This is a genomic window from Streptomyces sp. NPDC093544, from assembly GCF_040683495.1.
Lineage (GTDB): Bacteria > Actinomycetota > Actinomycetes > Streptomycetales > Streptomycetaceae > Streptomyces.
Genome location: NZ_JBFBEA010000005.1, coordinates 161,093 through 181,586, shown reverse-complemented (window position 1 = coordinate 181,586; position 20,494 = coordinate 161,093). Strand labels below are relative to the sequence as shown.

General features: G+C 69.2%; 17 protein-coding genes and 2 tRNA genes. 10 read left to right on the top strand and 9 right to left on the bottom strand.

The genetic code is table 11. The features are described 5' to 3' along the window. Complete coding sequence (locus AB0N66_RS09050; protein WP_365430556.1) at positions 1–1,431, top strand: amidase; 1,431 nt, start codon at positions 1–3, stop codon at positions 1,429–1,431. On the opposite strand, the gene AB0N66_RS09045 is transcribed toward AB0N66_RS09050, so the two are convergent. Then, positions 1,412–1,918, bottom strand: coding sequence for a DUF3830 family protein (locus tag AB0N66_RS09045; protein WP_365430554.1), 507 nt, complete (start codon positions 1,916–1,918; stop codon positions 1,412–1,414). The two genes, AB0N66_RS09050 and AB0N66_RS09045, sit on opposite strands and share 20 nt — an antisense overlap. Positions 1,919–2,025: 107 nt before the next feature. On the opposite strand from AB0N66_RS09045, the gene ehuB reads away from it, so the two are divergent. The 6 genes from ehuB (at position 2,026) to AB0N66_RS09015 (ending at position 6,309) form a co-directional block, all read left to right on the top strand. Continuing rightward, entirely contained in the window at positions 2,026–2,949 is a 924-nt protein-coding gene (gene ehuB, locus AB0N66_RS09040; RefSeq protein ID WP_365430552.1) for an ectoine/hydroxyectoine ABC transporter substrate-binding protein EhuB, read from the top strand. Beyond that, the gene (gene ehuC / locus AB0N66_RS09035) at positions 2,946–3,665 is read left to right on the top strand and encodes an ectoine/hydroxyectoine ABC transporter permease subunit EhuC (protein WP_365430550.1); all 720 of its coding nucleotides are present in this window, start codon (positions 2,946–2,948) and stop codon (positions 3,663–3,665) included. The genes ehuB and ehuC overlap by 4 nt, the downstream gene beginning before the upstream one ends. Beyond that, positions 3,662–4,348: an ectoine/hydroxyectoine ABC transporter permease subunit EhuD gene (gene ehuD / locus AB0N66_RS09030; RefSeq protein ID WP_365430548.1), complete on the top strand. Its 687-nt coding sequence runs from the start codon at positions 3,662–3,664 to the stop codon at positions 4,346–4,348. Before ehuC ends, ehuD begins: the two co-directional genes overlap by 4 nt. Positions 4,349–4,358: 10 nt before the next feature. Beyond that, positions 4,359–5,153 (top strand): ectoine/hydroxyectoine ABC transporter ATP-binding protein EhuA, encoded by a 795-nt coding sequence (gene ehuA, locus AB0N66_RS09025; protein WP_365430921.1) that lies wholly within the window; start codon positions 4,359–4,361, stop codon positions 5,151–5,153. 225 nt (positions 5,154–5,378) lie between these two features. Further along, positions 5,379–6,137 (top strand): IclR family transcriptional regulator C-terminal domain-containing protein, encoded by a 759-nt coding sequence (locus AB0N66_RS09020; RefSeq protein ID WP_365430546.1) that lies wholly within the window; start codon positions 5,379–5,381, stop codon positions 6,135–6,137. Positions 6,138–6,235: 98 nt separating this feature from the next. Beyond that, positions 6,236–6,309: transfer RNA gene (locus AB0N66_RS09015), tRNA-Lys, on the top strand. Positions 6,310–6,405: 96 nt separating this feature from the next. On the opposite strand, the gene AB0N66_RS09010 is transcribed toward AB0N66_RS09015, so the two are convergent. The 8 genes from AB0N66_RS09010 to AB0N66_RS08975 all read right to left on the bottom strand — a co-directional run bounded on the left by AB0N66_RS09010 (position 6,406) and on the right by AB0N66_RS08975 (position 15,865). Further along, positions 6,406–7,716, bottom strand: coding sequence for a M18 family aminopeptidase (locus tag AB0N66_RS09010; RefSeq protein WP_365430544.1), 1,311 nt, complete (start codon positions 7,714–7,716; stop codon positions 6,406–6,408). A 282-nt stretch (positions 7,717–7,998) separates the two neighbouring features. Continuing rightward, a complete protein-coding gene (locus AB0N66_RS09005; RefSeq protein WP_365430542.1) occupies positions 7,999–8,643 on the bottom strand; it encodes a response regulator transcription factor in 645 nt (214 codons plus the stop codon). Continuing rightward, on the bottom strand, positions 8,637–9,827 hold the full coding sequence (locus AB0N66_RS09000) for a sensor histidine kinase (RefSeq protein ID WP_365430540.1): 1,191 nt from the start codon (positions 9,825–9,827) through the stop codon (positions 8,637–8,639). The genes AB0N66_RS09005 and AB0N66_RS09000 overlap by 7 nt, the downstream gene beginning before the upstream one ends. 158 nt (positions 9,828–9,985) lie before the next feature. Then, positions 9,986–11,647 (bottom strand): AMP-binding protein, encoded by a 1,662-nt coding sequence (locus tag AB0N66_RS08995; RefSeq protein WP_365430538.1) that lies wholly within the window; start codon positions 11,645–11,647, stop codon positions 9,986–9,988. Between the two features lie 67 nt (positions 11,648–11,714). After that, the gene (locus AB0N66_RS08990) at positions 11,715–12,185 is read right to left on the bottom strand and encodes a DUF3592 domain-containing protein (RefSeq protein WP_365430536.1); all 471 of its coding nucleotides are present in this window, start codon (positions 12,183–12,185) and stop codon (positions 11,715–11,717) included. A gap of 179 nt (positions 12,186–12,364) precedes the next feature. Next, on the bottom strand, positions 12,365–12,982 hold the full coding sequence (locus AB0N66_RS08985; protein ID WP_365430534.1) for a lytic polysaccharide monooxygenase: 618 nt from the start codon (positions 12,980–12,982) through the stop codon (positions 12,365–12,367). Positions 12,983–13,137: 155 nt separating this feature from the next. Further along, positions 13,138–14,355 (bottom strand): SPFH domain-containing protein, encoded by a 1,218-nt coding sequence (locus AB0N66_RS08980; protein ID WP_365430532.1) that lies wholly within the window; start codon positions 14,353–14,355, stop codon positions 13,138–13,140. A 58-nt stretch (positions 14,356–14,413) separates the two neighbouring features. Beyond that, positions 14,414–15,865 (bottom strand): peptidoglycan-binding protein, encoded by a 1,452-nt coding sequence (locus tag AB0N66_RS08975; RefSeq protein ID WP_365430530.1) that lies wholly within the window; start codon positions 15,863–15,865, stop codon positions 14,414–14,416. Positions 15,866–16,050: 185 nt separating this feature from the next. Here AB0N66_RS08975 and AB0N66_RS08970 point away from each other — a divergent pair. From AB0N66_RS08970 to AB0N66_RS08960, 3 genes are all read left to right on the top strand, one after another. Then, a tRNA-Lys gene (locus AB0N66_RS08970) sits at positions 16,051–16,124 on the top strand. Positions 16,125–16,530: 406 nt separating this feature from the next. Further along, the gene (locus tag AB0N66_RS08965) at positions 16,531–18,483 is read left to right on the top strand and encodes a glycosyltransferase family 2 protein (protein ID WP_365430528.1); all 1,953 of its coding nucleotides are present in this window, start codon (positions 16,531–16,533) and stop codon (positions 18,481–18,483) included. Continuing rightward, positions 18,480–20,417, top strand: coding sequence for a kelch motif-containing protein (locus AB0N66_RS08960; RefSeq protein ID WP_365430526.1), 1,938 nt, complete (start codon positions 18,480–18,482; stop codon positions 20,415–20,417). Before AB0N66_RS08965 ends, AB0N66_RS08960 begins: the two co-directional genes overlap by 4 nt. Positions 20,418–20,494 lie beyond the last annotated feature (77 nt).

The following is a 20,494-nucleotide window of genomic DNA, read 5'->3' as shown; positions in this document are numbered from 1 at the left end:
ATGTCGGAACTCACCGAGCTGACCGCCGTGCAACTCGTCGACGGCTACCGCAAGGGCGAATTCAGCCCCGTGGACGCCACCCGCGCGGCCCTCGCCCAGGCCGGTCGAATCCAGCCCGCCGTGAACGCGTTCGTACGGCTGGACACGGACGAAGCGCTCACCCAGGCAGGGGAGTCGACGGAGCGGTGGCGGCGGGGTGAGCCCTCGGGCCTCCTCGACGGGGTCCCGGTCACCGTCAAGGACATCATCCTGCTGCGCGGCGGCCCGACCCTGCGCGGCTCCAAGAACACTGATCCGCACGGCAGTTGGGACGAGGACGCGCCGTCCGTCGCCCGCCTGCGGGAACACGGCGCGGTGTTCCTCGGCAAGACGACGACACCCGAGTTCGGCTGGAAGGGCGTCACGGACTCACCGCTCTCCGGTGTGACGCGCAATCCGTACGACGTCTCACTCACCGCGGGCGGCTCAAGCGGCGGGAGCGCGGCTGCCGTGGCGCTGGGCGCGGGCCCGCTGTCCCTCGGCACGGACGGGGGCGGCAGTGTCCGTATCCCGGCCGCCTTCTGCGGGATCTTCGCGCTGAAACCGACGTACGGGAGGGTGCCGCTGTATCCGGCGAGCGCGTTCGGGACGCTGGCGCATGTGGGGCCGTTGACCCGGGACGCCGCCGACGCCGCGCTGATGATGGACGTGATCAGCGGGCCCGACGCCCGTGACTGGTCGGCGCTCGGGCCGGTGAGCGGCTCCTTCGTGGACGCGCTGGACGGCGGGGTGCGGGGGCTGCGAGTCGCGTACTCGCCCTCGCTGGGCGGGCAGGTCGCGGTCCAGCCGGCCGTCGCGGCGGCGGTACGCCGGGCGGTGGAGCGGCTCGCGGGGCTCGGCGCCTACGTCGAGGAGGCCGACCCCGACTTCACCGATCCGGTGGACGCCTTCCACACGCTCTGGTTCTCCGGCGCGGCCCGCGTCACCCAGCATTTCGGGCCCCACCAAAGGGAGTTGCTCGACCCCGGCCTCCGCGAGATCCGCGACCTCGGCGCCCGCTACAACGCGCTGGAATACCTCGCCGCGGCGGACGTCCGCATGGACCTGGGCCGGCGGATGGGCCTCTTCCACGAGTCGTACGACATCCTGGTCACGCCGACGCTCCCGCTGACGGCTTTCGAGGCGGGCGCCGAGGTCCCCGCCCGGTCGGGCCACCGCCGCTGGACAGGCTGGACCCCCTTCACGTACCCCTTCAACCTCACCCAGCAGCCCGCGGCGACGGTCCCGGTCGGGGTGGACGGGGACGGACTCCCGGTGGGCCTGCAGATCGTGGCCGCCCGCCACCGGGACGACCTCGTGCTGCGGACGGCGCACGCGCTGTACACGGCGGGCGCCGCGGGAGTCCCTGCCCCGAGCTCGCCTGACGCTGACGCTAGGCCCGCCGGAAACTGAGCGTCTCGCCCAGCGCTCCCGAGCGCCACAGGTCGTTGCAGGCCTCGGCCATCGCGTCGAGGCCCTCGGTCACCTGGCCCCAGACGATGCCAGGCACCCAGCCGACATCCCCGTTGAGCAGCAGGTTGTTGCGCTCGTAGAAGAGCGCGAGGTCGACGACGGTGGTGCCGGGGCGTACGTCGGCGTCGTAGCCGTACGACTTCGTGCCCAACTCCGTACCCGCGAAGGCGAAATAGCACAGATCACCCGGTATCGGGGTGACTGTCGGGTTCTCCAGGGGTGGCTCGGTGGGTGCGAAGGGCGGGAACAGGGCGTAGATCTCGTTGCGCGCGTACTTGGCGTGGTAGACGTCGCCGCTCAACGGGAGGGCGTCCCACACCGCGGCGCAGGTGATCGGCGCGCGGTCGTCGAGCAGTTTCGCCGTGCAGTGGACTCCCCGCTTGACCAGGGAGATTTCGATGTGCCGTGCGGTATCGCGGTCAGTCATGCATTCCATGGTCCCGCCGCGGTCAAGGGGGCGTCCGAGACGCAAGGAGCCGTACGGGGCTGAAATAGATCCGAATAAGTCGCATCGTCTCGGGTAGCCGCGCCGCCATGGCTCCACCACTTGAGAAAGACGCGAAGGGCAGACAGGAACGAAGGCCGAGCCGGCGGGCGCTGCTCGCCGGCGCTTCGGCGATCGGTGCCGTCGGGGCGCTGGGCGCGGCCGGTTGCAGCCGGGTCGCCACGGCCTCCGGCGCGGGCGGCGGTGAGCTGCTCGACCGGCTGCGGGCGCAGGGTGTCGTACGGCTGGGTATCGCCGGCGAGATCCCGTTCGGCTACATCGACACGAACGGCGAGCTGACCGGTGAGGCGCCCGAGCTCGCGAAGGTCATCTTCAAGCGGCTGGGGGTGGATCGCGTCCAGCCGGTGCCGATCGAGTTCGGCTCGCTCATCCCCGGGCTACAGTCGCAGACCTTCGATGTGGTGTCCGCCGGGATGTACATCAACCCCGAGCGCTGTGCGCAGGTCATCTTCTCCGACCCGGACTATCAGATGCTCGACGCGTTCATCGTGCGCAAGGGCAACCCGAAGAACCTGCACGACTACAAGGACGTCGTCGAGGCCAAGGCCAAGTTCGCGACCGGGACCGGTTACGCCGAGATCCAGTACGCGGTCGAGGCCGGGTACAAGGAGAGCGACATCCTGATCGTGCCGGATCAGGTCGCCGGGCTGAACGCCGTCGAGGCGGGCCGCGCCGATGTGTTCGCGGGGACCGCGCTGACCGCGCGCGAAGTGGTGAAGAAGTCCGCCAAGGCCGAGAGCACCGAGGCCTTCGCGCCGCTGGTGGGCGGCAAGCCGCATGTGGACGGCGGGGGCTTCGCGTTCCGGCCGACGGAGACGAAGCTGCGGGACGCCTTCAACGTGGAGCTGAAGAAGCTGAAGGCCGGCGGTGAGTTGTTCCGCATCCTTCAGCCCTTCGGTTTCACCAAGGCCGAGATGACCGACATGACCGCGAAGGAGTTGTGCCGCGGATGACCTCGGGACTCTGGGAACTCGTACTCGAAGGAGTCTGGGTCACCGTCCAACTGCTGTTCTTCAGCGCCCTGTTGGCCGGTGCCGTCTCCTTCGTCGTGGGCATCGCGCGCACGCACCGACGGTGGATCGTCCGCTTCCTCGCGGGCTTCTACACCGAGGTGTTCCGCGGTACCTCCGCACTGATCATGATCTTCTGGGTGTACTTCGTGCTGCCGCTCGCCTTCGGCTGGCAGCTCGTGCCGATGTGGGCGGGCACGCTCGCGCTGGGACTGACGTACGGGGCGTACGGCAGTGAGATCGTGCGCGGCGCGCTGAACGCGGTCGATCCCGCGCAGCGCGAGGGCGGGGTCGCGCTCAGCTTCACGCCCTGGCAGCGGATGCGGCTGATCCTGCTGCCGCAGGCGATACCCGAGATGATCCCCTCCTTCTGCAATCTGCTGATCGAGCTCCTCAAGGGCACGGCCCTGGTCTCGATCATGGGGATGGGCGACCTGGCGTTCAGCGGCAACCTGGTGCGCCTCGCGTTGCAGGAGAGCGCGGAGATCTACTCGTACATCCTGCTGATCTATTTCGTGATCGCCTTCCTCCTCACCCGGGTCATGCGCGGTCTGGAGAAGCGGCTGAAGGCCGGGGTCGGGAAGGCGCCGGAGCGTGGTGTGTCCCAGCGTGAGCCGCGCAGGGCCGAGGCCACCGGAGTCGGCGGAGGTGCCGTATGACCTGGGACTGGAGCGCTGTCGGCGACTTCATGCCGCACTTCTGGGACGGCCTGCTGGTCACCCTGCAGGCGCTGGCTCTCGGTTCGGTGATCTCCTTCGTGCTCGGCCTGGTGTGGGCGCTGCTGATGCGGACGCCCAGCATGGGGGTCCCCCCGCGCGAGCGAAGCCGAGCGTGGGGGATGGTGCGCTGGCCGGTCGGCGTCGTCACGGAGTTCATCCGCAACACCCCGCTGCTGGTGCAGCTGTTCTTCCTCTTCTATGTGCTGCCCGAGTGGGACATCACGTTCTCCGCGCTGACCACGGGTGTCGTCGCGATCGGGCTGCACTACTCGACGTACACGATGCAGGTCTACCGGGCCGGTATCGAGGGCGTGCCCGCCGGCCAGTGGGAGGCGGCCACGGCGCTCAGCCTGCCCCTGGCGCGCACCTGGACGGCGGTGATCCTTCCGCAGGCCATCCGGCGGGTGGTCCCGGCGCTGGGCAACTACGTCATCTCGATGCTCAAGGACACACCGCTGCTGATGTCGATCACCGTGCTGGACATGCTCGGTGAGGCGCGGCTGTATTCGCAGCAGCACTTCCAGTTCACCGAGCCGCTGACCGTCATCGGCGTGGCCTTCATTGTCATTTCCTATCCGGCCTCCCTCCTCCTGCGAGCTTTGGAGCGACGTCTTGTCCGCTGACACGAACCCGATGAAAGACACCGGCCTCGCGAGTGCCGCGGAAAGCGCGGCGAATCCGGCGGTGGACGGCAGTGAGCTGATCCGTTTCGACCACGTCACCAAGCGCTTCGGGGACAACACCGTCCTCGACGGGCTCGACTTCTCCGTCAACTCCGGCAAGCACGTCACGCTGATCGGCCCCTCCGGCTCCGGCAAAACGACGATTCTGCGGATGCTGATGACGCTGACCCAGCCCGACGAGGGCACCATCACGGTCGCCGGGGAGCGGCTCTTCCCGGCCGGGGAGAAGGAGATCCGCGAGGTCCGCAAGAAGATCGGGATGGTCTTCCAGCAGTTCAACCTGTTCCCGAACATGAAGGTGGGCAGGAACATCACGGAGGCGCCCGTCACCGTCCTCGGGCTGTCCAAGGACGAGGCCGAGGCGCGCGCCCGCGAACTGCTCGACCTGGTCGGTCTCGCCGACAAGTGGGACGCGTACCCGAGCCAGCTGTCCGGCGGCCAGCAGCAGCGCGTCGCGATCGCGCGGGCGCTGGCCATGCGCCCGCAGGTGCTGCTGCTTGACGAGGTGACGTCCGCGCTCGACCCGGAACTGGTCGCGGGAGTCCTCGATGTCCTCCGTGACATCGCCCACACCACGGACATCACGATGCTTTGTGTGACCCACGAGATGAATTTCGCCCGGGACATCTCGGATCAGGTGCTGATGTTCGATTCCGGCCGTGTCATCGAGTCAGGACCGCCGGAGAAAATCTTCAGCGATCCCGGCCAGGAAAGGACCCGGGAATTCCTCAGCGCGGTCCTCTGATTGCGGGGAGTGAACACGGCCGCGTACGAGAAGGCGCGAGGTCCGGATCGTGGGGCATGCCCGAAGTGCCATGACGTGGGCATATGCCAAGGTGGCGCGTTCCTGATGGGCGGTAGGGGGCGCGCCACCAATCTCGTCAACGGACGCTCACAGTAAGGGCTTTGACGGCTATCGTGGTGGAAGCTCAGCTGTCCTAAATACGGCCCAGAAAGCCAGGGAGAAACCGTGGCGCTGAAGCACGAGCCGACCGCGCCGTACCACTCGGCCCAGGACGCCCTCCGCGTCCTGGAGACGGTGTCACGGCACTCCACCGGCGTCCTCGACGCCGAAATCGGCCGCCGGACCGGACTCGGCGCGGACCGCCTGACGATACTGCTGCGGATGCTGCGCCGGGAGGGGTACGTCGAGCAGAACGCCGACGGCGCTTACGTCAGCGGCGCCGCCCTCGGCCGCCTCGCTACCGCCCATGGCCGCGACCAGGCTCTGCGCGAGCAGCTCCAGCGGACCATGGACAGGCTGCGCGACACGGTCGGCGCCGCGATCTACCTCAGCCGGTATGTCGACGGCGAGATCCACATCTCCCAGTACGCCGACGGCCCGTCGACCCCCGCGGTCAACGAGTGGGTCGACTTCCGTTCCTCCGCCCACGCCACCGCGATCGGCAAGAGCCTGCTCGGCCAGCTCGACCACAACGGCCGCCGCGACCATCTCTCCCGCCACAAGATGGCCCGCCTCACCTCGCGCACCATCACGAACGAACGGCTGCTGCTCTCCCGGCTCGGCGCCCAGCCGCCCACGGTCCCGGTCCTCGACCTCCAGGAGTACGCGATCGGCACGGTCTGCGCGGCGGTCCCCATCACGGCGGGCTCCTCCGTCGGCTGCCTCGCCCTGTCCCTGCCCGTCGAGCACGCGCACCGGCTCCGCGAGGCGGCGGACTCGCTGAACCGAGGGGCGGCCCCGGTGCTCCTTTCCATGGCTCTCTAGCGCGGCGTTCCCCGGTCGGAGCGTGGTCCGGAGCATCCGCGAGGACCAGGTAGTATTTCTTTTGTCGTCATCCGCCGAGTGCGGGAGGCGAGAGTCATGCGCCGCTAGCTCAGTTGGTTAGAGCAGCTGACTCTTAATCAGCGGGTCCGGGGTTCGAGTCCCTGGCGGCGCACAACTGATGAAGGCCCTCCACGATGTGGGGGGCCTTTCACGCATGTCCACCATCTGCCGGGGGCGGGCTCAGCCAGCTGTTCTCTGTCAGCTGTTCTCAGCCGGCCGTGACGAACTCCGTGAGCACCCGGGTGAGCAGCCCCGGGTCGCGCGCCCCGCACAGTTCGCGCGCCGAGTGCATCGACAGACCGGGTACACCCACGTCGACGGTGGTGACGCCGAGGCGGGCCGCGGTGATCGGGCCGATCGAGGTGCCGCACGGGATGGCGTTGTTGGAGACGAACGGCTGCCACGGCACCCCGGCCCGTTCCGAGGCGGCGGCGAACGCGGCGACGCCGGTGCCGTCGGTGGCGTACCGCTGGTTGACGTTGACCTTGATGACGGGGCCGCCGTTGGGGAGCGGCCGGTGGTCGGGGTCGTGGCGCTCGGCGTAGTTGGGGTGGACGGCGTGCGACATGTCGGAGGAGACGCAGAAGGCACCCGCGAGGGCCCGGTTCCAGTCCTCACCGCTGCCGCCGCGCGCCGCGACACCACGGCCGAGGACCCGTTCCAGGAGCGGGCCCTGGGCGCCGGACTCCGAGCCGCTGCCGACCTCCTCGTGGTCGAAGGCGGCGAGTACGGGAATGTGCGCGGGCGGCCGGGAGGTGGCCGCGGCGACCAGCGCGGTGACGCCCGCGTGCACCGAGACCAGGTTGTCCAGCCGCGGGGAGACGATGAACTCCTCGTCCGCGCCGAGGTAGCCGGGCGGCTGGATGTCGTGCAGCATCAGGTCCCAGCCGAGGATCTCGGAGGAGCCGGCGTCGGCCTCCTCGGCTATCCGGCCGAGCAGGGCGCCGGGTTCGCTGCCGCCGAGTCCCCACAGCGGGGTCATGTGCCGCTGCCGGTCGAGGGCGAGGCCCTCGTTGACGGTCCGGTCCAGGTGGATGGCGAGCTGCGGCACGCGCAGCAGCGGCTTGTCGACGCGGACCAGCCGGGTCGAGCCGTCGCGCAGTGTCAGCCGCCCCGAGACGCCGAGGTCGCGGTCGAGCCAGGTGTTGAGCGGTACCCCGCCGTAGATCTCCACGGCGATCTGCCGCCACCCCGCCGAGCTGGTGTCGGGCGAGGGCTTGATCCGCAGGTTCGGCGAGTCGGTGTGCGCGCCGATGATGCGGAACGCTGTGCGGGCGGGGGCGCCGTGCGGGACGTACCAGGCGATCAGCGCGCCGCCCCGTACGACATAGCGGCCGCCCTCGGCGCCGGACCAGTCGTCCGTCTCGCTCAGCTCCTCGAAGCCCGCCTTCTCGAGGCGCTGGGCGGCGCTCGCCACCGCGTGGTACGGCGAGGGACTGGTCCTGACGAAAGTGAGCAGGTCATCGCTGTGACGGCGGTCGTAGGCGGGGTCATACGCGGGGTCATGCGTGGGGGACATGAGTGCCTTTCAGGTGGTGTCGAGGGTTGTCATAACAGGCAGGCACATGACAACCGCTTATGAGGGAAGGCCGGGCGCCGACGCGGTTGTCGGGGTGCATCCTCCCCCCGTCGAGCTCGGGGGATTCCTCGCAAACTCACGGATCTGCCGGACTTTGGATCCACGGATCCACAGAGCTGTGGACCGGCGAATCCAAGGCCGCCGACCGAGCCCGGCGGTCAGGCCCTGGTCCCGTGGACAAGCCCCGGCCCCCTGGATAAACCCTGGTCCCGTAGATACGCCCTAGTCCCGTAGATATGCCAGTACGGCCAGCACTCGCCGGTGCGTGTCCTGCGCCGGGGGAAGATCCAGCTTCCCCAGGATGTTGCCGATGTGCTTGCCCACGGCTGCCTCGGTGACGACCAGTTGACGGGCGATCGCGCCGTTGGACTTGCCCTCGGCTACCAGGCCGAGGACCTCGCGCTCGCGCGGAGTCAGCGCCTGAAGCGGATCTCGGCGACGCCGCAGCAACTGTCGTACGACCTCGGGGTCCACGACCGTGCCTCCCTCGGCGACCCGCCGCACCGCCTCCGCGAACTGCTCGACCTGGCCGATGCGGTCCTTGAGGAGGTAGCCGACGCCGGTGCCGTCCCCGGTGTCGAGGAGCTCGGCGGCGTACGCGCGCTGGACGTACTGGCTGAGGACGAGCACCGGCAGCCGTGGGTCCGCCGCGCGCAGGGCGAGGGCCGCGCGCAGTCCCTCGTCCTGGAAGCCGGGGGGCATGCGTACGTCGGTGATGACGAGGTCGGGAGTGTGCGCCGAGACGGCGTCGCGGAGTGTGTCCGCGTCGCCGACCGCTGCGACGACCTCGTGCCCGAAGCGGTTCAGCAGCCCCACCAGTCCCTCGCGCAACAGCACGCTGTCCTCGGCGAGTACGACTCTCAGCAAGGGATCTCCATCGTCAGGACGGTCGGCCCACCGGGCGGGCTGTCGACGGCCAGTGTCCCATCGAGGACGGCCAGCCGGTCGGCGAGACCGGTGAGCCCGGAGCCGGATCCGGGGTCGGCTCCCCCGCATCCGTCGTCCCGCACCGCGATCCTCAACCGCCCCTCCTCGTAACGCCCTTGGATCCACGCCCGCCCCGCCCCGCTGTGTCTGCCGACATTGGCGAGCGACTCCCGCACCGCGAAGTACGCGGCGGACTCCACGGGTTCGGCGAACCTCGGCAGCTCCACGTCCACCTCCACCGGTACGGCGGACCGGTCGGCGGCGTCGGCGATCGCGTCGCCGAGGCCGTAGTCGGCGAGCACCTGCGGATGGATGCCGTGGATCAACTCCCTCAGCTCGACGAGGACTTGATCCGCCTCCGCGTGGGCTTCCGCGAGGCGCTCCGCCAGCGCGGGCGGCGCGTCGAGGCGGGCAAGGCCCAGCCTCATGCTCAGCGCCACCAGCCGCTGCTGCGCCCCGTCGTGCAGATCCCGCTCGATCCGCCGCCGCTCTGCCTCGAACGCCGCGACCAGACGGGCCCGGGACTTCGTCACCTCCGCGAGCCGCCCCTCGGCCGCGCGCGGTGCGAGGAGCAGCCGGGTGAGAGCGGCGCGGGCACGGGCGTACCGCACGAGGGGCCGCAGGAGTACGAGGATGAGGGCGGCCCCGCCGGCCGCGCACAGGAACGCCTGCCCGTAGCTATCGATCAGCCACAGCTTGACGCTCCGGGTTTCGCCGCCCGTGAGCGCGAGTTGCACCGGCGTCCCGATCATCGCGCCGGGGATCGCGAGCGCGACGGTCAGCACCAGCACGTCCAGCGGCCACAGCACGACCGCGAGCAGCACGGCGTACCCCAGTTCACGCCAGGTCGCCTGCTCCCTGAACCGGAGCCTGGCCCAGGCGGCGGGGCCGGGCTCGTCCGGGGTCCGGTGGGGGGTGGGCACCGGCGCCGGGTCGACGAGCCGCAGCCGCCGGCGCTCCAGCGCCCCGACGGGTACGCCGGTCAGCGCGAGCAGCGCAAGGAGCGGCAGTCCGACAAGCACGGGAGTCAGCGCGGCTCCGGCGATGCCGAGCAGCAGCATCCCGACGAGCAGCGGGGCGCCGACCAGAACGCCGCCGATGAGGTACCGCACCGAACGGATCACGCGCTCACGGTAGGCGGCGCGTGCCCCCACGGACCATGGAGGCAGTGGGCGTATCAGGGGTAGGGCTGGACTTACCTCGCCAGCAACTCCTCGCGTATCAGGAGTAAGACCGGGCCTACGTCGTCAGCGACTCCTCGCGCATCAGGAGTGAAGCCGCCCTACCTCGTCAGCAACTCCTCGCGCCCGCGCGCCCGGTACTCGGCGAGCAGCTCCTCGATCTCCTCCTCGGCCAGCCTCCGGTACGCGCACTCCCCTGGCGGCCGCCACCAGACCGGGTCCGGACACCTGAAGCCCTCGCGCCGCAGCCCGACCCGGTGGACCTTGTTCGTCGCCGTGACGGGCATCCGCCGCACGATCCGTACGAAGCGAGGGGCCATCTTGGTTCCCAAGTCAGGCTGGGACAGCAGGAATTCACCGAAGTCGAGCGGATCGAAGGAGATGGCGGACCGCAGGGCCATGGCCGCCATGACCTGGTCCCCCGCGACCGCGTCCGGCACGGCGTACACGGCCACGGCGGCAGCGTCCTCGTACCGGGCGAGGATGTTCTCGATGACGGCGGCGGCGAGGTTCTCGCTGTCGACGCGCAACCGGTCGTCGGTGCGCCCCGCGAAGTACAGGAATCCCTCGGTGTCCCGGTAGAAGAGGTCGCCGGTCCAGTACCAGCCGTCGCGCTGCCGGGCGGCGTCCGCGTCCGGGTTGCGCCAGTACCCCTCGAAGGGGTTGGGGCCCCGGTTCACCAACTCCCCTATCGCATCTGCCCCGTTGAGGAGTCTCCCGTCCCCGGTGAAGGCGGCGGCCGGGCACTCTCGTCGCGTCGCCGGGTCGACCACGGCCAGGTCGTCGCCTGGCGCCGCCCGTCCGATCGCCCCGGCCGGGGTCCCGGACGTCCGCTGGATGGCCGCGCCGCCCTCCGAGGAGCCGTACCCCTCCACGAGGCGCGCCCCGAAACGCCGCTCGAAGGCGGCCGCGTCGACAGCGCCGGCCTCGGTCCCGAAGCCCATGCGCAGCGGGTTGTCGCGGTCGTCGGGGCGGGCCGGGGTCGCCAGGATGTACTGGACGGCCCGCCCCACATAGGTGAAGTACGTCGCCCGGCACGCCCGTACGTCCGCGAGGAACCCGGAGGCCGAGAAGCGCCGCCGCAGCGCCACCCCCGCACCTGCGGCCAGCGCGGGCGCCCAGTCGGCGATCACCGCGTTGCCGTGGAACATCGGCATGCAGATGTAGTGGGTGTCCTCCCGGCGCACCCCGAAGTGGTCCACGAGCGACTGCCCCGCGGCGGCCAGCCGGCCCTGGGTGCAGATCGCGGCCTTGGGGGCGCCGGTCGAGCCGGAGGTGAAGTAGAGGAGCAGACGGTCGTCCGGGGAGGCCGCGGACGCGTCGGGCCTGGCGCCCTCGTACGGCGTGAGCAGGTCGGCGTACGCCTCCGTGTCGGTCACCAGGAGACGTACGCCCGGGAGTTGGAGACCGTCGAGCAGGGGCAGGTGGGCCTGTTCGGTGATCAGGACGCGGCACTCGGTGTGCAGGATGTCGCGGGCCAGTTCGGGGCCGCGCCGGGTCGGGTTGATGCCTGCGACGGCGGCGCCGTCGAGAGCGGCCGCGCCCAACCACATCGGGTACTCGGGGGTGTTGTCGAGCAGCACACCGAGGTGCGGCGGGTCGGCCTTCGGCGGCAGCAGGTCGGCGAGCAGCGCCGCCCGGGCCGCCGCGCCCGCCGCCACCCGGTGGTGAGTCAGGACCTGCCCCTCGAACCACAGCCCCGGCCGGTGGTCGTTCCACCGTTCCTGTACGAGCTCCGCGACGGTACGCCTCAGGGATCCCATGAAGGCGCACCATAATTGACGTACCGTCAGATGGGGAGACTCGCGGGTACGGAGTCTCCGGGAGGGGCTACGGCATGCCCGCGAAGGGGTCGTCGGACGCGAAGGCCGTGTGGAAGGTGACCATGAAGCCGATACAGAAGACGACGATCACGCCGAAGAACACCAGCATGCCGATCGTGCCCGCGGCGGCCTTGACCGGGCTCGGCGCGTGGGCGGTGGCCTTCTCGGGGCGCTCGGCCGCGTAGTGGACCGTGACGATGTCGCCCTCGACGACCGTGGAGGGACCGCCGCTCTCGTCGAAGCGGACCTCCCGGCCCTCGCGCGTCCGGAACTCGTAGACATGGTGCAGCGTCGTGGACGCGGAGCTGTCGCCGGCGCCGCCGCTGGTCTTGGTGTAGGTGCGCAGGCAGCGCGCTTCGGCGGTCAGCCCGCTGTTCCAGGCGTGCCGCAGCTCCAGCGAGCGGCGGATGATCCCGACCGCCGCGAATACCACCACGGTGATGATCAGCCCTGGCACGGCATAGAAGAACACGTCCATCACGAGCCCCCGGTGTTCGGTGCGGTTCCGCGCACGCCGGCACGGTCATGTCGGCGTGCGGGGAACTTACCCGCTGGGGAAGGGGGTGCAGCTCAAGGGAGCCTCAGAAAACAAGGTCCCTTCAGGACACCCTCGAACGTGACGACCGGAAAGCCTTGGAACGTGACGTCCAGAAGGCTTTAGAACGTGACGTCAGCGCAGGAGTAGAACGCGTTCGCCGTGTCGGCGATCGTCCACACCGCGACGATGACCTGGCGCCCGGTACGGCCCGTGGGAATCGTGCCGCTGTGCGAGATCGTGGACGGCGGGCGCGCGTTGTTGTAGGGGACGGTGAGGAACGGCGTGGTGTTCAGGTCCGCGCGGGTCAGCGCATGGCCCGCGTTCCAGCCCTGCTTGGTGAGGTAGTACTTGAAGTCGGTCGTGGCGTGCGAGGCCGTGAACTGCCAGCGGAACGTGTAGCTGCCCCCGGCAGTGACCTTGGTCGTCGGCCAGGCGCCGCCCGAAGGCGTCGTCGGGCTGTTGAGCGAGCCGAATTCGGTGTGGTTGGCCGAGCAGATCTGGCCGTCGGCCGGACCCGCCGCGGGGAAGCCCTTGGGACCCTCCACGCTCTGCGGTTCCCACTGGATGTTGCCGCAGTTGGCCACGGTGCCGTTCTGACACAGCTTCTGACGGCTGAGGGGAAGGTCCGTGTAGCCGTGGCCACTGGCACCGCCGCTGGAGAGCACGAGCGCTCCCGTCGTGGCGAGGCCGACCATGCCCGCGTACCACTTCGCTTTTCTCGTCGCACGTATGCGCATCCTGCTGCTCCTGAGGACGTGGGGGAGGTTCACATGAGCTGTGCGCGCTGTGTTGCAGGTCTAGACCAAGTCTTAGATTATTGCCAGTTGTTGAACATGTCCATACCAATCATCAAGTCGTTTACCCGTCACTCATCAAGACGTACCCCGACCGCTCAGGAAGACGAGTCCCTGCGGCCCGTGTAGAACGCCACCGTCAAGTCCTTGACCAGCGCCTTGCGTTCGTAGTCGTCGAGTTCGACGAGCCCCCGCACGGTCAGCCGGGTCACCGTGTCCTCGACCGAGTCGACGACGGAGGTGAGCACGGTGTCGCGGTGCTGGGCGTCCAGCGCGGCGATCCGGCGGCGCTGCATCACGGCGGCGACCTCGGGCGCGTAGTCGATCTTCGTCGGCTGCGCGGAGAAGACCTCAAGGCCGACCGGCGCCGTGTCCGCGGCCACCAACCGGGTCAGCGCCTCGCCGACCGCCTCGGTGTTGCGCAGGGTCGCGTCCTTGACGACAGCGGGCGGCAGTTCGGCCGGGAGCCGCGAAAGCACCCGCGAGAGCGCCGCCTCCACGCACTCCCGCAGATACGTCTCGTGGTCCTCCACCCCGAGCGTGGCGCGCGCGGTGTCCCTGACCCGCCAGACGACGAGCACGACCACCCGCAGCGCGACCCCGTTCGCGTCGACCACGGACATCGGCTCACTGCGCCAGTGCCGCAGCCGTACGTCGACCCGGCGGCGCAGCACCAGCGGGTTGACCCACATGAGCCCGGTACGCCGGACCGTGCCGCGGTAGCGCCCGAACAGTCCGAGCACCCAGGCCCGCCCGGTCCGCCCCCGGGCCAGACCGCCGAAGCCGAACAGACCGAGCGCGCCCGCCCCGGCGTACGCCGCCCACTGCGCCGGTCCGAGCCCGGCGCCGCCGCGCCATGGCAGCTCCAGCGCCTGGGCCACCGAGGGCGGCAAGGTGCCCGCCCACCACGAGGTGAGGACACATCCGGCCACCCCACAGGCACCGGCCAGCACTCCCGCCGCTCCGGGCAGCACCCGTGCGGGGCGCTCCACCAGTTCGGGGTCGATCTCCGGCACCGGGCGCGGAGCCGCTCCGGCTGCCGGACGCCGGATGCGCGGCTGCTCCCCCGTACCGCGCCGCCGCCCCACGACGGCGGGCGCGAGCGGGACGGACACCGGCTCGGGATCGTCCCTGAACAGCAGGTGGACGGGGATCTCGGTGGTCACCTCGTTGTGGATGAGCCGGGTGGACCGCGTGCCGCCCTCGCGCACGCCGCCGCCCTCCGGCGCCGATTCCGGACCGGGCGCCCGGAAGGACGGCCCTTCGGACTCCGGGGTGTGTCCGGACTCCGGGGTGTGTGAAGTCGTCGTACTCATATCTGCCTCCATGCCTCCGCGCCTGGAAGATTCGTGAGAAGTCGGGAACGGGAAGCGGTCAGGAGAACAGCCGCCGCCAGGTCTCCGGCCCCGGATAGCCGTCCGCCGCACCACCGCGCCAGCCCTGCGCCCGCTGGAACGCCTCGACGTTGCGCCGGTCCGCCTCGCCCCAGTGCGGCCCCGGGCCCGAGGTGTAGTACTTGCCGAACCCCTTCTTGACCAACTGCTTGCCGAGCTGGGTGACGTACGCGTTGGTCGCGCCCGGGCGGAACATCCCGCGCCCCGGATAGCCGGGCACCCCGTGCGAGGACGCACCCGGGCCGTGCGCCCCGCTCACGCCGGACCCGTTCACGCCGGAACCATCCGCCCCGGAGCCAGTCGTCCCCGACCCGTTCGCCGCCGGTCCGTTCGGTTCCTTCGGCCCGGGGCCGCTCGCCGGAGGAATGTCCTTGCCTTTCTTCCCCACCAGGTACGACCACGTCAGCGGCCCCGGCAGCCCGTCCGCGTCCGCCCCCGTCCAGCCCTGCGCCCGCTGGAACGCCTGGGTGGCCCGCCCGTCCGCGGCCGACCAGCGGGGGCCGGGACCCGAGGTGTAGAAGCGGCCCGCGCCGCGCTCCACGAGGAGCCGGCCCAGCTGGGTGACGTACTTGTTGTTCGCACCGGGCCCGAAGTACGCGGCCCCCGGGAAGCGGCCGGTCTCCTTCGACTCCGACGGCCTCGCCCCGCTCGCGCTCTCCGCCAGGCCCTTGTAGCGGTAGGCCAGATAGCGGTCCGCGTTCTTCCAGTACGGGTACGGAGTGGCCTGCTTCCGGGCGTGCGGGGGTGTCGCCTCGTAAGCGACGTAATAGGTGTGCGTGTAGTCCGTCCAGCCGCCGAAAATGACGACGTGCGAACCCTTCTCCGGGTTCGCCGGATTGTGGAAGAGAAGAATGTCGCCGGGCTGAAGCTGGTCGCGGGTAATACGGTCGCTGACGGTGTCGAGACTGCCGGTCCATTCGTTGCCCGGCAGGTTCCAGGCCATCGAGACAAAGCCGGAGCAGTCCTGCCGGTAGCCGTCCGACCAGTACTCGTTCATGCTGTACGGCACTTCCGCGTCGATCCATGTCTTGGCCCGGTTGATGATCTCGGCCCTGGTGGTCGCGGGTGCCTTGGACACCGTGCCGGGCTTTGTGGCGGTGGCCGGTCTGCCCGCCGGGCCGTGCAGCGGGGCCTTGCTCCCTTGCGGGGTGTCGGGCTCGTCACCTGTGGGGATGCCCGGCCGGGCGGGTGCGTGGGCGGCCGCGACCGCCGTCATCGACGGGCCCGCACCGAGGACCGTGCCCGCCGCCGCGGCCAGGACGAGAGCCCTGCGGACCGCCGGACGGCCCACGGCACCGGATACACAGGAAAAGGAGGAAGGAGGGGAAGAGGAAGGGGAGGAGGAATAGGGCACGATGCGTCGCCAGTGCGCGCATCCGGGGCAGTCGCAGTCACTCGCGGCATCGAATTCCTCGAATACCGGAGCCTTCATGCGAATCCCCTCACACTCCAGGTCGAAATCTCCGCGCTTGTGCACAGGCGCCAGTTTCTCAACTGTCATCCGGTGTCGCATGTTGACGGTCCGAATGATGTACAAGGGCGTACACCGGGGCCGCCCGCACCAGGGCACGGGGCCGGGGCACCCTGCCTGGTCAGGTACAGTTCCCGGGTCAGCACGCGCCGCTAGCTCAGTTGGTTAGAGCAGCTGACTCTTAATCAGCGGGTCCGGGGTTCGAGTCCCTGGCGGCGCACCGACCGGAAGACCCCTCGCAGCGGCGAGGGGTCTTCCGTCATATGCCACTACACCCCCTTCGTCGTACACACGTCTCAATTAGCGCGTATGACCGGTTAACACCGCGTTTCGCATCTTGCGATCATGATGTAAGGCGTAGAACCCTGGGCTTCAAGGGACTGTCGATACCTGACAGTTGGGGGCAAGGCCGGTTGCACGTGCGATGGGGATGGATGGGGGCCCCGTTCACGAACAGGTGCCGAGGGGGGCATCATGCAACCGGAAGGACATCGTTCCATGTCTCTGTGGTGGAGATGATGTGGTGACGCCGGCCTGCCAGTGATGCGTCCGGGACGGTCGAGGGGGACCCGACCGGACGACTGAACCGACGAACACGCGGACATCCGCGTGCGGGGGGATGACTCATGACGTCGACGCCGACGGGCGCCCGACAGGATTTCGACCCGTCAGAGACGACACAACTCCGGGTGCCATCGCACCGGACGGGTGGCTTCCGAAGAATCAAGAAGACGCTTCCGAGATACGACTACGAGCACTACAGCCGACTCGCGGGGCCCCTCACACAGCCTGATCCGACCAAACCGTACAAGGTGCAGTACCGCACGCTCCTGTCGCAGGAGCCGCACCGCATACGCGCGGCGCTCATGCTGGGTGCCGCGCCGCTGCTCTCGCTGGTCCTGCTCGTCTGGCTGCTCCAGCCCGCGCACTGGACCGAACGCGACTATCCCGCCTACGACTTCCTGCCCGCGCTGGACATCGTGATGCTGGTCTCGATCGGCCTCATCGAGCTCTTCCGCTGCCTGAACGTGCTGTCGAACGCGCACGCCACCCTGGTCGCCCGCGACCCGATCCCGGTGGTGCCCGAGACCGGCACCAGAGTCGCCTTCCTCACCTCCTTCGTACCCGGCAAGGAGCCCCTCGCCATGGTGACGAAGACCCTGGAGGCGGCCGTCAAAATCCGCCACCGGGGTCTTCTGCACATCTGGCTCCTCGACGAGGGCGACGACCCGGAGGTGAAGGAGGTCTGCGCACGCCTGGGCGTGCACCACTTCTCCCGCAAGGGTGTCGCGAAGTGGAACATGCCCAAGGGCCCGCATCGCGCCAAGACCAAGCACGGCAACTACAACGCCTGGCTGGACGCGCACGGCGGCGACTACGACTACTTCGCCTCGGTCGACACCGACCACGTGCCGCTGCCCAACTACCTGGAGCGGATGCTCGGCTTCTTCCGCGACCCCGACGTCGGCTTCGTCATCGGCCCGCAGGTGTACGGCAACTACGACAACATCATCACCAAGGCCGCCGAGTCCCAGCAGTTCCTCTTCCACGCCCTGATCCAGCGCGCCGGAAACGCCTACGGCTCCCCGATGTTCGTGGGCACCTCCAACGCCGTACGCATCAAGACGCTGAAGCAGATCGGCGGTCTGTACGACTCGATCACCGAGGACATGGCGACCGGCTTCGAGATCCACCGCGCCAAGAACCCGGCCACCGGCAGGAAGTGGCGCTCGGTCTACACGCCGGACGTGCTCGCGGTCGGCGAGGGCCCCAACGCCTGGACGGACTTCTTCACCCAGCAGCTGCGCTGGTCGCGGGGCACGTACGAGACAATCCTCAAGCAGTACTGGAAGGGTCTCTACTCGCTGCCGCCGAGCAAGTTCTTCAACTACACGATGATGATCATCTTCTACCCGATGTCCGCCCTCAACTGGATCCTCGCGGCGCTGAGTTGCGCCCTGTTCCTGGGCCTGGGCGCCTCGGGTGTGGACATCGACCCGACGGTCTGGCTGATGCTGTACGGCAACGCGTCCGCGCTGCAGATCGGGCTCTACATCTGGAACCGCCGCCACAACGTCTCGCCGCACGAGCCCGAGGGCAGCGGCGGCGTGGCGGGCATGATGATGTCGGCGCTTTCCGCACCGATCTACGCCCGCTCGCTCATGGACGCCGTGCTGCGCCGCAAGAGCAAGTTCGTGGTGACCCCCAAGGGCGATTCGGCGAGCCCCGACACGCTGTTCGGGACCTTCCGGATCCACCTGTTCTTCATTCTGGTCTTCGTCGGCTCGATCACCGCCGGTTTCCTGCTCGGGCACTCCCACCCCGCGATGATCATCTGGGCCACCTTCGCGCTGCTGATAACCGCCTCGCCGATCTTCGCCTGGCGCTGGACGATGCGGCAGGACCGGAAGAAGCCCAAGCCGGCCGAGGCCGAGCCGGCCCCGCTGCCACCGCAGGCCTCGGTGCCCCAGCAGGAACAGCACGCCCCGCACGCACCGCAGCACAAGCCTCACTGGGCCGCCGCGAACAGCGGGAACGACCAGACCATGCAGATTTCCCTTGGGGGACATAAGAAATGAAAGACGGTGCCAGCCGCCGCCGTGCCCGTCGTCTTGCGATAGGCGCGGCGGTGGTCCTCGCGCTGGCCGGGATGAACGGCCCGTGGCTCTATCGCTTCGGGACGGAGCAGTACCACCAGTACAAGATCAACAAGCCGGAGTACAAGGCCGAGAACGGCCACTGGGACGTCATCGACTTCCCCGAGGAGTTCCGCCAGAACACCATCCACGCGGCCCTGCTGCACACCGGCAAGATCCTGCTGATCGCCGGCTCCGGCAACGACCAGGACAACTTCGACGCGAAGAAGTTCGACACCCGGATCTGGGACCCGGTCAAGGGCACCATCAAGAAGGTCCCGACGCCGGCCGACCTCTTCTGCACGGGCCACACCCAGCTCGCCAACGGCAATCTGCTGATCGCGGGCGGCACCAAGCGCTACGAGAAGATGAAGGGTGACGTCACCAAGGCCGGCGGCCTGATGGTGGTGCACAACGAGAACCCGGACGAGCCGATCACCCTGCCCGCGGGCACCAAGTTCACGGGCAAGGAGAACGGCAAGACCTTCGTGTCGAAGGACCCGGTGCTCGTCCCGCGCGCCAAGAAGGTCTTCGACCCGGACACCGGCGCGTTCCTGCGCAACGACCCCGGCCTCGGCCGCATCTACGTCGAGGCGCAGCAGAGCGGCACCAAGTACGAGACGGGCACCCAGGACAACTACCGTGTCCAGGGCCTCACCGGCACCGACGCCCGCAACACGTACGGCATCGCGGAGAAGCTCGCCCTGGACAAGAAGGACTTCCAGGGGATCAGGGACGCCTACGAGTTCGATCCGGTCGCCGAGCGGTACATCAAGGTCGACCCGATGAACGAGGCCCGCTGGTACCCGACGCTGACCACCCTCTCGGACGGCAAGGTCCTCAGCCTCTCCGGTCTGGACGAGATCGGCCAGCTGGTCCCCGGCAAGAACGAGGTCTACGACCCGAAGACCAAGAAGTGGACGTACACCGAGGGCGTCCGGCAGTTCCCGACCTACCCGGCGATCTCCCTGATGCAGTCCGGCGAGCTCTTCTACTCCGGCTCGAACGCGGGCTACGGCCCCGACGACGTCGGCCGCGACCCCGGCATCTGGGACCTGGACACCAACAAGTTCACCAAACTGCCCGGCATGAGCGACCCGAACCTCCTGGAGACCTCAGGGACGGTGCTGCTGCCACCCGCGCAGGACGAGAAGTACATGGTCATCGGCGGCGGCGGGGTCGGCGAGTCCGACAAGTCCAGCGAGAAGACCCGGATCATCGACCTGCTGGCGGACGACCCGGCGTTCGTGGACGGGCCGTCGCTGGAGAAGGGCACCCGCTACCCGCAGTCCTCGATCCTCCCCGACGACACCGTGCTGATCTCGGGCGGCTCGGAGGACTACCGCGGGCGCGGCGACTCCAACATCCTCCAGGCGCGGATCTACGACGCGAAGTCCGGCGAGCTGGACCAGGTCGCCGACCCGCTGGTGGGCCGTAACTACCACTCGGGCTCGCTGCTGCTGCCCGACGGCCGTGTGATGTTCTTCGGCTCCGACTCGCTCTACGCCGACGCGGCCGACACCAAGCCCGGCGTGTTCGAGCAGCGCATCGAGATCTACACGCCGCCGTACCTGTTCCACGGCTCGCAGCCCACCCTCTCCGGCGGCCCGGAGACGATCGCCCGCGGCGACTCGGGAACCTTCAAGACACAGCACGCCTCGTCCATCAAGACGGCCCGGCTGATCCGGCCGAGCGCGTCCACCCATGTCACCGACACCGACCAGCGGTCCATCGCGCTGGACCTGAAGAAGACGGCGGACGGGATCACGGTGACGGTTCCCGAGAACCGGAACCTGGTCGAATCCGGCTGGTACATGCTCTTCGTCACGGACGACGAGGGGACGCCGAGCAAGGCGCAGTGGGTGAAGGTGCCCTGATTCATTGAGAGTTACGTGACTGGGGGCGCCCTTCGGAAAGAAGGGCGCCCCCAGTTTCGTATCGACCAGCCTTCAGT

What these genes read in the sequence shown, in the direction of transcription:
- AB0N66_RS09050 (WP_365430556.1), top strand. Translation starts at nt 1, where the DNA reads ATGTCGGAACTCACCGAGCTGACCGCCGTGCAACTCGTCGACGGCTAC.
- AB0N66_RS09045 (WP_365430554.1), bottom strand. Translation starts at nt 1,918, where the DNA reads ATGACTGACCGCGATACCGCACGGCACATCGAAATCTCCCTGGTCAAG.
- ehuB (WP_365430552.1), top strand. Translation starts at nt 2,026, where the DNA reads ATGGCTCCACCACTTGAGAAAGACGCGAAGGGCAGACAGGAACGAAGG.
- ehuC (WP_365430550.1), top strand. Translation starts at nt 2,946, where the DNA reads ATGACCTCGGGACTCTGGGAACTCGTACTCGAAGGAGTCTGGGTCACC.
- ehuD (WP_365430548.1), top strand. Translation starts at nt 3,662, where the DNA reads ATGACCTGGGACTGGAGCGCTGTCGGCGACTTCATGCCGCACTTCTGG.
- ehuA (WP_365430921.1), top strand. Translation starts at nt 4,359, where the DNA reads ATGAAAGACACCGGCCTCGCGAGTGCCGCGGAAAGCGCGGCGAATCCG.
- AB0N66_RS09010 (WP_365430544.1), bottom strand. Translation starts at nt 7,716, where the DNA reads ATGTCCCCCACGCATGACCCCGCGTATGACCCCGCCTACGACCGCCGT.
- AB0N66_RS08995 (WP_365430538.1), bottom strand. Translation starts at nt 11,647, where the DNA reads ATGGGATCCCTGAGGCGTACCGTCGCGGAGCTCGTACAGGAACGGTGG.
- AB0N66_RS08990 (WP_365430536.1), bottom strand. Translation starts at nt 12,185, where the DNA reads ATGGACGTGTTCTTCTATGCCGTGCCAGGGCTGATCATCACCGTGGTG.
- AB0N66_RS08985 (WP_365430534.1), bottom strand. Translation starts at nt 12,982, where the DNA reads ATGCGCATACGTGCGACGAGAAAAGCGAAGTGGTACGCGGGCATGGTC.
- AB0N66_RS08980 (WP_365430532.1), bottom strand. Translation starts at nt 14,355, where the DNA reads ATGAGTACGACGACTTCACACACCCCGGAGTCCGGACACACCCCGGAG.
- AB0N66_RS08975 (WP_365430530.1), bottom strand. Translation starts at nt 15,865, where the DNA reads ATGAAGGCTCCGGTATTCGAGGAATTCGATGCCGCGAGTGACTGCGAC.
- AB0N66_RS08965 (WP_365430528.1), top strand. Translation starts at nt 16,531, where the DNA reads ATGACGTCGACGCCGACGGGCGCCCGACAGGATTTCGACCCGTCAGAG.
- AB0N66_RS08960 (WP_365430526.1), top strand. Translation starts at nt 18,480, where the DNA reads ATGAAAGACGGTGCCAGCCGCCGCCGTGCCCGTCGTCTTGCGATAGGC.